We start from the raw sequence: 16,075 nt of genomic DNA on the forward strand, positions 1-16,075 counted from the left end.
ATATGATAATTGCGGTTAAATAAAAAACACCCCGTCTAAGGCGAACCATAAACGGAGCACTAAATTCAATATTAGTCTAAGTTTTTCATCGTTGGGAATAATAGGACGTTACGGATTGATTGGCTGTTTGTTAGTAACATTACTAAACGGTCAATTCCGATACCTACCCCACCTGTTGGAGATAGACCATATTCCAACGCTTGGATGAAGTCTTCATCGTGCGGATGCGCTTCGTCGTTCCCAGCAGATTTTTCTTCTACTTGTTTCATGAAACGTTCACGTTGATCGATTGGGTCAGTCAACTCAGTGAAGCCATTTCCGTACTCTTTAGTACAGATGAAGCATTCGAAACGATCTGTGAAGCGTGGGTCTTCATCGTTTTTACGGGCTAATGGAGATACTTCCACTGGATGTCCGTAAATGAATGTTGGTTGAATTAATGTTTCTTCAACGAATGTTTCGAAGAATTCGTTCACGACATGTCCGAATGTCATTGAATCTTCGACTTTCACGCCTTTTTCTTTCGCGATGGCGCGTGCTTCTTCGTCAGTCATATGTGGCCAGAAGTCAACGCCTGTTACTTCTTTAATCGCATCTACCATATGAATTCTCTTCCATGGAGCTTTTAATTCCACTTCATGTTCGCCGTAAGGAACTAATGTTGTTCCTAATACTCTCTTGGCAACGTCTGAGATGATTCCTTCTGTTAAATCCATTACATCTTTGTAGTCTGTGTAAGCTGTATAGATTTCGATTGAAGTAAATTCAGGGTTGTGAGTTGTATCAATACCTTCGTTACGGAACACACGTCCGATTTCGTATACGCGTTCCATCCCACCGACTACTAAACGTTTTAAGTGTAATTCAGTAGCGATACGCATGTATAATTCCATGTCTAACGCATTGTGGTGTGTGATAAATGGACGAGCATTTGCTCCACCCGCTAATGTGTGTAGTACTGGAGTTTCAACTTCTAAGTAATCACGTTCGTCTAAGTAACGACGGATTTCACGGATGATTTTACTACGTGTAACGAAACGGTCGAAGCTTTCGCGGTTACTGATTAAGTCTAAGTAACGTTGACGGTATTGTTGTTCTACGTTTGTTAACCCGTGATATTTATCAGGAAGTGGACGAAGCGCTTTTGTTAAATGAACGAATTGCTCCGCTTTAACAGATAACTCACCAGTGTTTGTGACCATGACAGTCCCAACAACACCAACGATATCCCCTAAGTCAGCTTTAGTGAACACTTCGTACGCATCATCTCCAACAGCATCTTTACGTACGTAAATTTGGATTTGGCCTTTGCCATCTTGAATGTGGGCAAAACCAGCTTTCCCTTTTCCACGTTTTGTCATCAACCGTCCAGCAATTTGAACCGTTACAGGCTCTTGTTCCGCAAGAGATTCCTTAGTAGCTCCTTCAAATTGTTTGTGGATTTCTTCAGTTGTATTTTTTTGTTTGAATCCAGTACCGAAAGGATCGATTCCTTTTTCACGTAATTGATTCATTTTTTCACGACGAACTTGTAATTGGTCATTTAATGTTTCTTGTGTTTCTACTTCGAAAGACACGTTTGTTCCTCCTTTGAACGATGCTTGTTCTTCATAACTCTCCTTATTGTACCAAAAGAAGAGGCTTTATTGAAAGTATTTCAAGGCTTTTTGCTTAAATTTCTGCCAAGCGTTGTTTTTGACGTTCTTCACGCTCTAAATGTTCTACCACGAATTGGTCTAATAACGCTTCTACGGTTTGTAAATTCTCAGCTTCGTTGATGGCTACTTTTGTTTTAGAGGCACGTGGCACTCCTTTTAAGTAATAGCCTGCAAGCTTACGGAATTCTTTTGTTGCGACTGCTTCGCCTTTAAGGTTCGCAAGTCGTTGTAAGTGTAATTTCGCAATTTCGATTTTCTCTGGAACGGTATTTTCAGGAAGCAATTCGCCTGTTTCTAAATAATGAACCGTTTGACGAATCATCCAAGGGTTCGCTAAGGCTGCACGTCCAATCATAACGCCATCAACGCCTGCGATGTCAATCATGCGTTTGGCATCTTCAGGAGAGCGAACATCTCCATTTCCGATTAAAGGAATGCGCGTTAAGTTCTTCTTCACTTCACCAAGGATTTCCCAGTCGGCTTTCCCGTCATACATTTGAACACGAGTACGGCCATGCATCGCAACAGCGCTCGCTCCGGCACGTTCTGCAGCAAGGGCATTTTCAACCGCATATAAATGCTCGTGGTCCCATCCTGTACGCATCTTAACGGTCACAGGCTTATTGACAGCATCTACAACCGCTGCAACCATCTCGTATACTTTATTTGGGTCTAGTAACCATTTTGCTCCGGCTTCTGCCTTAATCACTTTGTTTACAGGGCATCCCATATTGATATCGATGATGGCAGCCTCTGTATTTTCAGCTACGTATTTCGCCGCTTCGACTAGAGTATCTTTATTTCCGCCCATGATTTGAACGCTGAGTGGATACTCGTTTGGTTCGATATGAAGCATGCTTAATGTTTTCTCATTACGAAATTGAATCCCTTTGTCGCTGATCATTTCGCAAACCACTAGGCCAGCACCGAATTCTTTTACAGTGACACGGAAAGCAGAGTTTGAAATCCCAGCCATTGGGGCCACAACTACGCTATTATCAATTTGAATATCTCCAATTTTGAAACTCATCTTAATCTCCTTTTTCAATCTTTAAATCGTCTATCAAGTGAACAACTTTTTCTAACTCAATCGAAAAGCACGAGCTGCATCACCAATAGTGAGTGCGACTCGTGCGCTAAGTTCACTTATTTCTTGCCGGATTATTGTACCATAACCCGCGCTATCTTGCATTTGTTTCCCCTTAATAAAAGAGTCTCATCGAAAGCAGCAAGTACGTAATGAGGAATCCGCCCGTTAAGAATAACTGCCATCCCGTTTCGTTCACTGTTTTTAGTTGAAACGAAACTCAGCTAAACAATGAGAAACTGAGAAGGAACCCCACTGCCGCCACTGCTATAATAGACAGTATCACAAGGAGTAGTTGTTCCCCTACTAAGAAAAAGTTGTACGTTCCTAACATCGCCACAAAGAAAAGGACCCATGAAATTCACATCAAGACAGTAGCGACTTTATGCATTTTTACTAATCCTGGTTGTTTTTCAAAACGACTCGTTTCCAGTAACATCATCCTCCTAAACCTTTTTTATCAATATCTAATGACTCCAGTGAAGAGCAATAACAAAAAGGTGAGCCAAGCACCTGTAAGTAGTAGTTGCCACCAATTGTTTTTGAACGATTTTTCTTCGAGTGCAATGAAAACATACATCATGAAACTGACAAAAGTCATAATCATGAGAATCGGCATGATGAAGATGGCAATCAACAGTCCTCCTGGAACACCACGACTGGTCATGAAAATCCATTGCGGTACTAATCCTAGCCACATCAAGACTTCTGCGATACTTTTTGCTTTCTCTAATTTCATGAAAGACCTCCAACCATTATCGAATATTTTGTTTCTGAATTTGTTTGGCAATTGACCTTGGAGCTAGCGATAATAAGCAAATGCAAATTCCAAATAGGAACACCACTAATCCAATCACTTCAACAATACTGTTGAACTGCGAGAACACTCCAATCATGAGCGCCAATATGATGGCAGAAAAACCAACCTTGCGAACAGCCTTTGCGGTTGCTTGGTAATAGTCTTCAATCGTTTCAGGAGTGGCCGATGTATGTTGCAACTCCTCAATTGCTAGACGCGTTTTTCTCCAATAATTCATCCCCATCCAGAAGATTCCGCCAATGGTCATTGCTGAAAATAGCAATAAAATAGCTGCACCGATTTCGTCCATATTTTCAATAGTTTTTACAGATGAATCCATCTCTTCAAACGTCAGCAGTGTAATCACCCCACAAATAAATGAGATAAGAGTAAACCACCCTGCTTTGTTTGACACTTTTTGTTCCATACGAACCTCCTATGTTAGATTTAGTATAAACAAAAATGAGCCCAGGCAATAGCCTCGGCTCATTTATTTTACTAATTCTTTATTAATCTAAAATAGTAAATTTCTCGATAAACAACGGACTCACTGAACGGTTTTCGTGAATACGACGAATCGCTTCCGCCATTAATTGGTCAACGCTGATTTGAACAATCTTACCACCTGTTTTTTCTTCAGGAACTTCGATTGAGTCTGTTACGACTACTTCTTTAATCACTGAGTCATTAATACGTTCTAATGCTGGCCCAGATAATACAGCGTGCGTACAGCAAGCGTACACTTCTAGCGCACCTGCATCTTTAATCGCTTGTGCAGCAAGAGTGATTGTTCCAGCTGTATCAATCATATCGTCGATTAATACGGCAACTTTTCCTTTTACTTCACCGATGATGTTCATGACTTCTGCCACGTTTGCTTTTGGACGACGTTTATCAACAATCGCGATAGGCGCGTGTAAGAACTCAGCCATTTTACGAGCACGAGTTACCCCACCGTGGTCAGGAGATACAACAACGATATCTTTATCTTTGAAGTTGTTTTCTAAGAAGTGGTTCGCAAGAAGTGGAGCTCCTAATAAGTGATCCACTGGAATGTCGAAGAACCCTTGAATTTGGGCAGCGTGTAAATCGAGTGTTAACACACGGTCTGCACCTGCTTGAGTAATCATGTTTGCAACTAATTTTGCTGTGATTGGTTCACGAGATTGTGCTTTACGGTCTTGACGAGCGTATCCATAGTAAGGAATAACAATGTTAATTGTTTTTGCACTCGCACGGCGTAATGCGTCCACCATGATTAATAACTCCATTAAGTTATCATTTACTGGATAAGAAGTTGATTGAACGATATACACATGGCAACCACGTACACTTTCATCGATATTGATTTTAATCTCACCATCGCTGAACTGAGTGACAGATACTTGACCAAGTTCTAAACCAATTTCCTCTGCAATTTTTGCAGCCAAAGGACGATTTGAGCTTAAAGCGAATATTTTTAAATTAGGATCGGAATAATGTTCCACAATGATAACCCCCGAAGTTTATTTTATAGTACTATCATACCGTGTTTTGTTTAAATTTTGAATATTTTTGCTAAAAATTTTTGGAAAAATTTTAGTCTTTTTGAGCAGATGGTAATTTTGAAGCGTAATCTTCTTTATTTACTTGACGACTGCGCGCAATCGCAAGTGCTCCAGCTGGAACATCTTCGGTAATGGTTGACCCAGCAGCGATAAATACATCATCACCCACTGTAACTGGAGCAACGATGTTCGCATTACATCCGATAAATACATGGCTACCGATTGTCGCACGGTGTTTATTTTTACCATCGTAGTTTACAAACACAGTTCCACAACCAACGTTAATATCTTCGCCAAGGTCCGCGTCGCCAATGTATGTTAGGTGACCTACTTTAGTATCAGCCCCAAGTGTTGAGTTCTTCACTTCTACAAAGTTTCCTACGTGAACACGTTCGCCTAATACAGCATTTGGACGTAAGTGTGCAAATGGACCTGCATTACTGTCTAGTTTCATATGAGATTCTTCAATGTTCGCTGCTACAAGACGAACGCCGTCTTCTAACACGCTATCACGAACCACGCTATGTGCTCCAATGAAGCAGTTTGAACCGATGACTGTTTTACCTTTTAACATAACACCTGGTTCAATCACAGTGTCCGCACCGATTTGAACAGTCGATTCAATATAAGTTGCTTCTGGGTCGATTAAAGTAACCCCGTTACGCATATGTTCTTCATTGATACGGTTACGCATGTATTTCTCAGCTTTTGAAAGAGCTACACGGTCGTTCACGCCCATTCCTTCATCGAAATCTTTCATTGGGTAAGCAGAAACCACTTCTCCACGTTTCTTCAAGATTTCTAATATGTCTGGTAAGTAGTACTCGCCTTGAGCGTTGTCGTTACCAACTTCGTGTAACGCGCTGAAAAGAGCTACGTTATCGAAGCAGTAAGTACCCGTGTTGATTTCTTTTACTTGTTGTTCTTCAGGAGTTGCGTCTTTTTGTTCCACGTTTTTTAGAACAGAACCGTCAGCATCGCGAATCACACGGCCGTATCCTGTTGGGTCTGTTGCAATCGCAGTCAGAATCGTTGCTTTTGCGCCTGTACGTTCATGCTCTTCCATTAATGCAGAAAGTGTTTCGCTTGTTAACAATGGAGTATCTCCACAAATCACAATTGTTGTTCCTTCTTTTCCTTGTAAGAGAGATTCTGCTTGTAACACAGCATGTCCTGTTCCTAATTGTTCTTCTTGTACGGCATAAGAAACACGATCTCCAAGATGGTTTTGTACCATTTCAGCACCATGTCCGACGATAGCTACGATTTCAGTAGCTCCTGTTTTTTCAACTTGGTCGACAACATGCTCTACCATTGGTTTCCCGCAAACTGGATGCATCACTTTGTAAAGGGCAGATTTCATACGAGTCCCTTTACCGGCTGCTAAAATAATTCCGAATTTTTGTTTCATAATAAGCTCCTTGCTCTTTGAATTTCTACCCTCTAATAGTATAGTAGAATGTTGTTTTTTTCAAGAAAACTCTGAATACAAAGAATCCTTTGCCCATAAAAAAAGGGTCCCAGCATGTTAGCCGGGAAACCCAGTTATCCAATAATGGTTTGAAGAATTGGGATGACAATAACGAATAGCACTGTACTTAAAGTCACGATATTCGTTGCGAATTCGACATCTCCATCCCCTTGGTTTGCTAAGATTGGCAATACCGCTAAGGCCGGTGTAGCAGACTGAATCATAAAGGTTTGATATTCTGCTGTTACCATACCCGGCGCCATTAATTTCAAGACTAGAAACATTAATACGGGCGCAACAATAAATCGACCTATTAGCGCTACAATACTATCCTTATCAAATCGAATCGTTTTAATTCCTGCTTTAGCTAACACGATTCCAATATATACGAGTGAAAGCGGGGTTGTTAACCCTCCGATATATCCCAATGTACTAGACACAAAACTTGGGAGTGGAATATTGATTACTAAAAATACTACAGAAACAATAAACCCAAGTAAGGGAGCTGGAAGTAATCTCTTCCAATCAAAATGCGATTCTTGTTTTTTCTTTCCATCTTTACTATCACTTGTCATTAAAAAGACACCTAATGTCCAAGTGGAAATTGTATTCGTAATATAGTAAATCAAGAAATATGCCAAGGCATCATCCCCAAAAAGTGCGATATTTAGAGGTAACCCAATAAAAATCGTGTTTGCATTCACGAATGTATTAATGACAGTCCCTCTTCGCCCTGGAGCCACTTTAAAGGCTTTGACACTTAAGAAGGCAACTATATATCCAAGTGCAAAAGCTATAAACGTATAGATGAGTCCTCCAGACAAGCTAATCAATTTTTCTAGTGTTAAATATTTTAACACAGAAACAAAAATCGATACGGGCATTGCTACATTCATAATGAGTTTAGATAAATCATTGCCAAAATCATTATGAAATAAGCCTTTTACTTGTAAGAAGTATCCAAGCACAATTAGTGCAATAATTGGAACAATGGACTCAAGAGATGTTAAAAATAACATCAACATCGCCTCCTAATATTTTGGTGTCCATCTAAATTCACGAACTGCTTTTTCCATATCTTGTTCAGCAGCGCGTGCTAAGCCTTGTTCCTGTGCTTTTTTAGCTACAGCTGTTGCCACTTTCAATGATACTTCATTGACATATTTGAACGGTGGTAATACAGGTGCCCCTGGTTTTGTAATATCAACAATGCCATTTACAGCATGAGCTGCTGCACCAATCATTTCATCGGTTAATAGACTCGCTTCAGAAGCCAACATTCCTAATCCAAGACCAGGATAAATCAACGCATTGTTCGCTTGTCCAATGACGTAGTTTACTCCGTTGAACTCAACATCATCTGAAGGGATTCCTGTTGCAACAAACGCTTTTCCGTTAGACCATTCGATGATGTCTTTTGCTGTTGCTTCTGCTAATTTTGTTGGGTTAGACAATGGGAAGATGACAGGACGTTCTGCATTTTCACACATCGCTTCTACAACTTCTTTTGTAAATGTATTCGGTTGAGTTGAAGTTCCCACTAAGATGGTTGGTTTTACAGTTTTCACTACTTCTAATAAATCTGTTAATTTATCTGCATTAGCAAAATCGCTACGTTTTTTCGCAAATGGTCGTTGTTCAGGTGTTAAATCATCCATATCATCGAATAACAATCCTTGTTTATCTACCATGAAGAAACGTTTATAGGCTTCTTCTTCACTTAGACCGTCGACAACCATTTCACGAAGGACACGAGAAGCAATCCCTGCCCCTGCAGTTCCCCCACCGTAGCATAAGTACACTTGATCTGTTAATTTTTCACCAGCGATATCCATTGAGGCAAACACCCCACCAAGAGTTACAATTCCTGTTCCTTGGATATCATCATTGAAGGTTGGAATTTGAGTTTTGTATTTGTTTAAAATATTGGCCGCGTTGCCACGTCCGAAGTCTTCCCAGTGTAAGTATAATTTAGGGAAAAGACGTTCTGCCGTTTCAACAAATTGGTCGATAAATGCATAGTAACGGTCCCCACGAACACGTTCATGACGGTTTCCTAAATAGTTAGGATCATCTAATAGACTTTGACGGTTTGTACCAGCATCAATCACTAAAGGCAGAACACTTGCTGGATCGATTCCAGCCGCTCCTGTGTACACCATTAATTTCCCTACAGAAATATCTACACCGTTTGTACCCCAGTCACCAATTCCAAGAATTCCTTCCGCATCGGTTACGACGATTAAACGAATCTCACGGTCTCCTGCAGCGTTTTTTAATGTTGTTTCAATGTTTTCTGGGTGATTGATATCTAAGTAAGCCGCATATTGAGGATCCACAAAAAGTTCGCTGTAGTTTTCGATCGTATCCGCAATCGTTGGATCATACACGATTGGGTTGAATTCTTCTAAATGTTGTGAGAATAAGTAATAAAATAACGTACGATTTGTATTGAAGATTTCCATCAAGAAAAGACGTTTTTCAAGGTCACTACCTTTTTGGTGCATATGCGCATATGTTTGCGCTGCTTGTTCTTCTAACGTTTGAACGTAAGGTGGTAATAATCCTACCAATCCTAATTCTTGACGTTCTTCTTGTGTAAATGCTGTCCCTTTATTTTTAAAAGGATCATTTAAAATTTGGTGTCCACGCATGGTGATTCCTCCTATAAAATAGTCATCTGCAAAATGGTGTTTCAATGCCATTGATGCTTTGTTTAAGAGCATAAAAAAACGGAGACAGAAAAGCTTATCACCAATAAACTCTACCTCCCCATCCTGTGCTCCCTATTGACATTTTAACGATTCCCTTTTAGCATAGTCAAATAGAGGACGTGTTATAATTTTTTTAAATATGAGGAGCCTTACTTATGAAACTTCAACAACTAAAATACTTTAATGCTCTATGCCGTTTAAAATCTTTTTCAAAAGTAGCTTCAACTTTCAAAGTCAGTCAACCTACTGTCAGCTACGCCATTAAATCATTAGAAGAAGATCTCGGTGTGCAGCTTTTCCTACGGAGCCAATCTCATACAGATGTGTCTCTTACTAAAGAAGGCGAACTTTTTAAAAAATATTCGCTCAATGCTCTTCAACAACTGGACATGGGAATAACGGCAGTAAAGAACGCTCATGATGGACGTATTAAAATCGGTCTTACCGCCGCCCTTTCGCGTTTCTTCGATTTAACAAAACATATTTCATCGCTAGAAGAGATTTTCGGAACTGAAATCGGCTTATTAGAAGATGGCTCTAAAGAAATCACAAAGAAAATTATTTCAAACAAATTAGATATTGCTTTATTCGGAACGAGTAAAGAAGTTGTTAGTAGCCAACTTGATTTGAAAAAAATCGCAACTTTCCCGTTTAAATTAGCCGTTCCGAAAAAACATCCACTATCAAAAGAGTCTCATGTTCATCTCTCGCAATTAGAGCATGAAAAATTTATCCTCTTTAATGAACACTTCATTCATAATGAAGTGTTTTGGAAATTTATGAATTCATACGGAATCATCCCAAATATATTGGCCGAAGTTAGCGATATTCAAGGCTTCGAAAACTTTATCCAACAGAAAAACACTATCGGCCTTCTCGTCGATTTTTTAAAACTGGACGGTATTCAACTGATTGACCTGGACGAGCCAGAACCTGTCCAATTTTATTTATATTTAGCCAAACAAAAAAATGGAAAAGTTACAGATGAGGCATTTAATGAGATGGAGTTGTATATTAAAAATCAAATGTACGCTTTAAAAAATTAATTCTAATATGCTACTTATTCACTTTAAAAGACAATAGATGCGAAAAGGAACCTCTTTTATGAAGCGCACCCCAAAAGTTAGACAGAAAATCTAACTTTTGGGGTGTTTTTATTATGAAATGAACTTATGAGGAGACCGTTTGAATCTAAATAGAACCTAATGAATATAACTTTCCTTTCGTACTTCCGCTAGAAGTCAGCAACCCAACTTTGACAAACAACGATAAGTAGCGTCGGACAGTTGCGGCACTGAGCCCTGTGAGTTCTTGTGCTTGCTGATTACCGATATTCCCATACTGTTCAAGATAGGCCTTTACTTGTTCAAAGACTTCTCTCTCTTTTGGTTTTAAGGATGGCAAAACGATATACTCCGTATTTTCTTCTTCAATACGGTCTTGCACTTTCACCTCTTCCAGCGTTTCTAAAATCACTTCAAGCATAAACTCGACAAAGACCGTTGCGTCATTTTCCTTGTTGCTAGTGGCGAGTGCATCGTAGTACCCTTGCTGATGCGCATGAATCACAGACTCAATCGGAAGCCATTCGAATAGCGGATTCCACCGGCTAAGGATGAGACTTTGCCATAAGCGGCCCATACGACCATTCCCGTCTTCAAACGGATGAATGATTTCCAACTCAAAATGGACAAGACACGATTTCACTAAATCGAGCAAATCACTGTTCTTAGCCCAGGAGAATAACTCTTCCACAAGACCCGGAACAAACTGCGGACGTGCGCCCACATGAACCAATCGCCCACTCGCATCATAAACTCCGACGTCACTCAAACGAAACTGACCAGGATGCTTCACAAGGTCGTGCGTTAACAAGTGGTGTGCCTCCAAGAAATCCTCCACGCTATACGGGTCCATCGAAAAGACACGTTCATACGCCTCATATGCATTTTGCACCTCATGAATATCCTTTGGTGGTCCAAGCACACGTCTTCCCTCGATAATATCTGTCACCTGTTCCAGCGTCAGGCTATTATTTTCAATCGCAAGGGAGGATTGAATCGAGCGAATTCGATTTTCCTTGCGCAGTAATAGCGGACGTTTCTCAATGGAATATTTCGTTAGGAGTCCCGCAATATTGTGCACCAGCCCTAACATCTTTTCTGTAATTTGAAAATTCACTTGCATCCGTCTCACCTCTCTTTTCTTTATTGTACTGGTACTTTTTTATTAAATCAAGCGAATTATGAGCGGAAAGTGAGCGGAAAAGTTGAGTTTCCCTATTGATTTATTGTATACACAGAACTATACTACTGTATATACAGTAAACAAAAGGGAGAGTTTTATTCTGATGAAAAATGTTCGTTTTATGACACTAACCGCTCTATTAACCGCGATTGCCATCTTCATTCCTATCGCGATGCCATTAAAATTGGTGATTCCACCAGCTTCGTACACACTTGGAAGCCACGTTGCAATCTTTATCGCGATGTTTATCAATCCGTGGATGGCCATCTTCGTCGTTCTTGGATCCTCATACGGGTTCTTTATTTCCGGGGCATACCCGCTTGTCATTGTTTTCCGCGCACTTTCGCATATTCTCTTTGCGACACTCGGAGCCTTTTTCCTACAAAAATATCCAAAGACTCTTGAAAACCGCAAAGCGTCATGGATTTTCAACTTCGTATTGGCACTTATTCACGCAGTCGGCGAAGTATTAGCCTGCGTGCTCTTCTACTCCGTTTCAGGCACGGATCTACAAAGCATGTTTTACGTCCTCTTCGTCCTAGTCGGATTTGGTACAGTGATTCACAGTATGGTAGACTATGAAATAGCACTAGCGGTGTATAAAGTTTTACAAAAAAGACGTTAAAAGAGGGACACTATGCCAAAAGAACGAAAAGCTGAACTACTAAAACTACTGAAAAACGCGCCAAAGCCACTCAACGGTCAAAGCCTGGCGGAACATTTCCACGTAACACGACAAATTATCGTGCAAGATATCGCGCTTCTTCGCGCTGACGGAGCCACGATTCTATCGACCAACCGCGGATATGTCTACAAAGAGCAAGAGAGTTCGCCATACGTTCATCGCCTCTTCAAGGTCAAACATGATACCAAGGCTATCGAAAGTGAACTTCTAGCCATTGTCGATAATGGAGGTCGTGTCCAAAATATTCAAATCGACCATCCAGTCTACGGTGAAATCCAAACGCTCGTGAAGCTGACCTGTCGCCGTGACGTTCAGCACTTCTTGGAGCAAATCCATCAAGTGGACTTCCGCCCACTGTCGTCTTTAACAGAAGGTGTGCATTATCATCTGGTTGAGGCCGAAAACCAACAAGACCTCGACTATATCGAAGACGCCCTCGACAAATTAGGGTATTTAGTGAAAGAAGAGTAAATGAAAGGAGCACCACACGATGGTGTGGTGCTCCTATTTCATTCTTTAGAACTATGCCGTTTTCCTAACCTTTTCGCCTGCGCTTCTGTCATTTCTACAACATTCCCCCAATTTGTATTGTGCGGCATGTTCCCTTTATTGTACCAATACACATCTGACTTTCCTTTTTTAGCTACATATACCGTTCTATACTCTTCTTGATTTACGGTTGTTTCGGTTACAGCTTCAGTTACAGCCTCAGTCTGGGCAACAGTAGTTTCTACTTTTTTCTTCGCAAATAACGGTTCCGCATTTCCAGTCGCATAGTCTATTTTCGCATTTGGCGAAGTGTTATCAAGCATTACGTGAGTCACGCCATCTTTATCAATGTTCTCTTGTTTTGTTCCAAATGAAATCTTCATCAGAGTTCCATCACTTTTAATTCCAGCATACTGCAACTCAATTTTTCGAGGAATGAGTTCATCCCCTTCGTAAATTGGCGTTACTTTATAATCCAACCAATCATTTGGATGAGCATTAATCCAATCTGCAAGATTATTCTCGTAGAAAAGCATCGCGGTTTGGTTTGCCGAATCCTTATCGGACAAACTACCTGTATTTAACAGGGCTGTCATTGGTGTTAAATTCCGTAACTCGTTATCGAGTCCACTGAATTGATATCCTACTAAATGCCCGCGATTCATCAACCACGCTTCTTTACCACTTCCGGAGTCATCAATCGGCATCTTATAGTTATGCCAACCAACTGGATCTACACTGATTTTCGGCTCTCTTTTCGCTTTCGGTTTATCTTTGATATTCAGTTGAATATGAGCCGATGTCGAACGCTCTAATTTATCAAGGTCTCCCAAAACCAATTGCTTTTCCTTCTTAAACGGAAGTAACGAATCTGGCAACTTCGCAGGTGCCACTGTCGTCGTTTCAACCGTTGTAACCTTCGCTACTGTCTCTGTTGTCGCTTTCGACTCTTTCTTATGTCCCCCACATGCAGCCAAAGAAACGCAAGCGACTACTAACAAACCCAATTTCCATTTCGATTGAATCTTCACCCTAATTCCCCCTAATACACTTTGTTAAAAAACGCACTAACTAGATTTAGTATAGTACTCCTACACCCTGAATACAATAGAGTTTTTATTTAATTTTCGTCCTTTCGGGTGAAAAAACCGTATATGATATTTTACGAACAGAAAAAGACCTGACATTTCTGCCAGGTCTATAAAACTGCGTTATATTTTAATCGCACAGATTTATTGAGTAAAAACACGCCTCTCTGTACAGTTTATTCCTTGATTGAATACCACTGATTTGCCCATTCTAGCACCGGCAATTCCCGGTTTGCTAAGAGTACGCCCCACGGTTTCGCCGCGCATCGTTTGTACTCTTCGAAAGCTTCTTCATAAGTGAGTTTTAAGGTCGACAGCTCGAATTCCTCTAATTCTTTGGACGTCATCTCGGTTTTCCCAAAACTTGTCACGAGGCAGAGGAAATAGTGGTTCACATTATGACGGTGAATCTGATTGTAGTAATCGCTCACCGTGCCAATCTTGCACAGCACCTCCACGCTAGCGCCAAGCTCTTCCTTCATCTCCCGATGAATCGCCTCTTCGGGGGTCTCGCCAACTTCGACGCCACCGCCAGCTGTTTCGATAAAAGCTCCGTTACCGAATATATCGTCTCTAACGACACGGACAAAGTAGAAAAATCCTTCCTCGTCCACAACGATGGCCCGAGCAACATGCCGATCATGCGTAATCTCTGTCTTCTCCCACTGCGTATCTTCTAATGTTAATGCTAATTCCTTCACTGCCAAACTCTCTTTCTACAGTATTTCTCTACGTAAATATCATTAATAACACAAATAGTACAAGTAATCCAACACCTAAGGTTAACGCAATCTTGCCAACACGAATCGCATCTGCATCCGTTTGACTCCCTACCTTCTTACGAGCTTCAAAATCATTGATAAGCCCAAACTTCTTTTTGAATACTATAAGATATCCAAAAGCTGAAAATGTAATCCCTAATGCGAATAGGATTAATTTTAGAATTAGCATGTTTATCACCTCAAAACTAGTATGATTTAAGCTTTGATTTTCCTCAACAGTTCTTTGATACTCTTTTCAATCTCTGAAACATCGACAAAGAAGATATGGATTTTTGTATCCTCATCTCTAAATTCAATGATTCTATTCTCTAACTCATTCACTCTTGGATATAACACCCAAACCTCGTTCGCATTATATTTTTTCGAATATGCATACATTTGATACATATCCTGCTGAGATATACCATAGTTTTCTTGCGAAGAATCATATAACCTTTTCCACTTGGTATCCATAATAATGGTATTTCCATTGTTATCCTCAATAACTATATCCGGTCTTAGCGAAAATATATTGCGATTATCTTCTTTCAATAAATATCTACCAGTATCTTGAGTAGATACTGAATATCCATCTCCTTCGAAAACATCCACTATATGAATCGATACAAATGATTCGTATACTTTTTCCATCGGGAATAATAAAGCACGTGCCTTAGTATCTCCAGAAAAGGTCGAGAAACTCTTATTCATCAAGAACACTTTGCTCCAAGCCAGAATTTCTTCATAATCCTTTGTAGTTCGGTCAATCTGAACTTTGTCAAAATCACTTGCATAATTCCAAGAGGGATCAACCAACTCAAAATAGATTAATTGTTGTCGAATGGATTTTAAGTTGTTAGAACTTGTACTGATTTTCTGTAATTTTAATAGAGTCGATTTTATCAATCGATTCTCAGGTCGATTTAAATTAAACTCATCGTAAGCAAGACTAAATCTTTCTGCATGCCCAATATTTTCTTTAAGGTGTCGATTAATCAATAATTTCCCTTTAAAAACATTCAACGTATCTTCTCGAGAAATATATGCAGATTTCAATCCTTTGCGGGTAAGTAACGATAATTGATACAGATACATGTTAATAAAAATCTCATATAGATTAATACTCTCTGTTCTTAAATTTGCAGAACTAAACACTTTTCCTGGGAAATCTTTCATAGACCTTAACATATCTATAAATACTTCTTCGGTATTTTTCCCTGTATCGTTCGTACCAAAATCTACTTTTGGAAGAATCTGAATCTGATACCCGCTTTCTAGCTGTATGAGACCTACAAAGTTCTTTGCTTGAATGACATTCCCTATTCCTTTGATAGTTCTAGCTCTTAGGAAATCTAGAGGGTTCCCTTCATCATCTGTACTCTCTTGATTTCTAATAAAATCGTCTAGTTCATTAAAATATCTTTCTTTTAAGTAACGAACATTATCTTCTGTTTCGGCATAACTTTCGTTCGATGTGATAACATCAAACTCTTTAATGGATAATAATTTATCATTCATACAATCACCCG

16 protein-coding genes are annotated in these 16,075 nt (G+C 39.9%); 3 read left to right on the forward strand and 13 right to left on the reverse strand.

The window, feature by feature from the left end; all coding sequences use genetic code 11:
• Positions 1 to 71: 71 nt before the first annotated feature.
• The 8 genes from lysS to O3793_RS07530 form a co-directional block, all read right to left on the reverse strand.
• The gene (gene lysS / locus O3793_RS07495; protein WP_371446518.1) at positions 72 to 1,577 is read right to left on the reverse strand and encodes a lysine--tRNA ligase; all 1,506 of its coding nucleotides are present in this window, start codon (positions 1,575 to 1,577) and stop codon (positions 72 to 74) included.
• A gap of 94 nt (positions 1,578 to 1,671) precedes the next feature.
• A complete protein-coding gene (gene dusB, locus O3793_RS07500) occupies positions 1,672 to 2,688 on the reverse strand; it encodes a tRNA dihydrouridine synthase DusB (protein WP_371446519.1) in 1,017 nt (338 codons plus the stop codon).
• Between the two features lie 517 nt (positions 2,689 to 3,205).
• On the reverse strand, positions 3,206 to 3,484 hold the full coding sequence (locus O3793_RS07505; RefSeq protein ID WP_371446521.1) for a hypothetical protein: 279 nt from the start codon (positions 3,482 to 3,484) through the stop codon (positions 3,206 to 3,208).
• Positions 3,485 to 3,500: 16 nt separating this feature from the next.
• Positions 3,501 to 3,971, reverse strand: a complete 471-nt coding sequence (locus O3793_RS07510; RefSeq protein ID WP_371446523.1) for a hypothetical protein — start codon at positions 3,969 to 3,971, stop codon at positions 3,501 to 3,503.
• Positions 3,972 to 4,053: 82 nt separating this feature from the next.
• Positions 4,054 to 5,034 carry a ribose-phosphate diphosphokinase gene (locus O3793_RS07515; RefSeq protein WP_371446606.1) on the reverse strand — a complete coding sequence of 327 codons (981 nt, stop codon included), beginning with the start codon at positions 5,032 to 5,034 and terminating at the stop codon, positions 4,054 to 4,056.
• Positions 5,035 to 5,122: 88 nt separating this feature from the next.
• Positions 5,123 to 6,502: a bifunctional UDP-N-acetylglucosamine diphosphorylase/glucosamine-1-phosphate N-acetyltransferase GlmU gene (gene glmU, locus O3793_RS07520; RefSeq protein WP_371446525.1), complete on the reverse strand. Its 1,380-nt coding sequence runs from the start codon at positions 6,500 to 6,502 to the stop codon at positions 5,123 to 5,125.
• Positions 6,503 to 6,636: 134 nt separating this feature from the next.
• Positions 6,637 to 7,584 (reverse strand): AEC family transporter, encoded by a 948-nt coding sequence (locus tag O3793_RS07525; protein ID WP_371446527.1) that lies wholly within the window; start codon positions 7,582 to 7,584, stop codon positions 6,637 to 6,639.
• A 9-nt stretch (positions 7,585 to 7,593) separates the two neighbouring features.
• Positions 7,594 to 9,216, reverse strand: a complete 1,623-nt coding sequence (locus O3793_RS07530) for a malolactic enzyme (RefSeq protein ID WP_371446529.1) — start codon at positions 9,214 to 9,216, stop codon at positions 7,594 to 7,596.
• 215 nt (positions 9,217 to 9,431) lie between these two features.
• On the opposite strand from O3793_RS07530, the gene O3793_RS07535 reads away from it, so the two are divergent.
• Positions 9,432 to 10,322, forward strand: a complete 891-nt coding sequence (locus O3793_RS07535) for a LysR family transcriptional regulator (protein ID WP_371446531.1) — start codon at positions 9,432 to 9,434, stop codon at positions 10,320 to 10,322.
• Positions 10,323 to 10,467: 145 nt separating this feature from the next.
• Here the strand turns inward: O3793_RS07535 and O3793_RS07540 are convergent, their stop codons facing one another.
• Positions 10,468 to 11,463 (reverse strand): Fic family protein, encoded by a 996-nt coding sequence (locus O3793_RS07540; RefSeq protein WP_371446533.1) that lies wholly within the window; start codon positions 11,461 to 11,463, stop codon positions 10,468 to 10,470.
• A gap of 163 nt (positions 11,464 to 11,626) precedes the next feature.
• Between O3793_RS07540 and O3793_RS07545 the strand changes: the two genes are divergently transcribed.
• Positions 11,627 to 12,148: a hypothetical protein gene (locus tag O3793_RS07545; protein ID WP_371446535.1), complete on the forward strand. Its 522-nt coding sequence runs from the start codon at positions 11,627 to 11,629 to the stop codon at positions 12,146 to 12,148.
• A 12-nt stretch (positions 12,149 to 12,160) separates the two neighbouring features.
• Entirely contained in the window at positions 12,161 to 12,679 is a 519-nt protein-coding gene (locus O3793_RS07550; RefSeq protein ID WP_371446537.1) for a transcription repressor NadR, read from the forward strand.
• Positions 12,680 to 12,717: 38 nt separating this feature from the next.
• Here O3793_RS07550 and O3793_RS07555 read toward each other — a convergent pair whose 3' ends face one another.
• From O3793_RS07555 to O3793_RS07570, 4 genes are all read right to left on the reverse strand, one after another.
• Positions 12,718 to 13,728 carry a DNA/RNA non-specific endonuclease gene (locus O3793_RS07555; RefSeq protein WP_371446539.1) on the reverse strand — a complete coding sequence of 337 codons (1,011 nt, stop codon included), beginning with the start codon at positions 13,726 to 13,728 and terminating at the stop codon, positions 12,718 to 12,720.
• Positions 13,729 to 13,961: 233 nt separating this feature from the next.
• On the reverse strand, positions 13,962 to 14,486 hold the full coding sequence (locus tag O3793_RS07560) for an NUDIX domain-containing protein (protein ID WP_371446541.1): 525 nt from the start codon (positions 14,484 to 14,486) through the stop codon (positions 13,962 to 13,964).
• A 28-nt stretch (positions 14,487 to 14,514) separates the two neighbouring features.
• Positions 14,515 to 14,736: a DUF3784 domain-containing protein gene (locus O3793_RS07565; protein WP_371446543.1), complete on the reverse strand. Its 222-nt coding sequence runs from the start codon at positions 14,734 to 14,736 to the stop codon at positions 14,515 to 14,517.
• 26 nt (positions 14,737 to 14,762) lie between these two features.
• Positions 14,763 to 16,064 carry an McrC family protein gene (locus tag O3793_RS07570; RefSeq protein WP_371446545.1) on the reverse strand — a complete coding sequence of 434 codons (1,302 nt, stop codon included), beginning with the start codon at positions 16,062 to 16,064 and terminating at the stop codon, positions 14,763 to 14,765.
• Positions 16,065 to 16,075: the final 11 nt, after the last annotated feature.

Source organism: Granulicatella sp. 20925_1_28 (genome assembly GCF_041433575.1).
Classification (GTDB): Bacteria; Bacillota; Bacilli; order Lactobacillales; family Aerococcaceae; genus Granulicatella.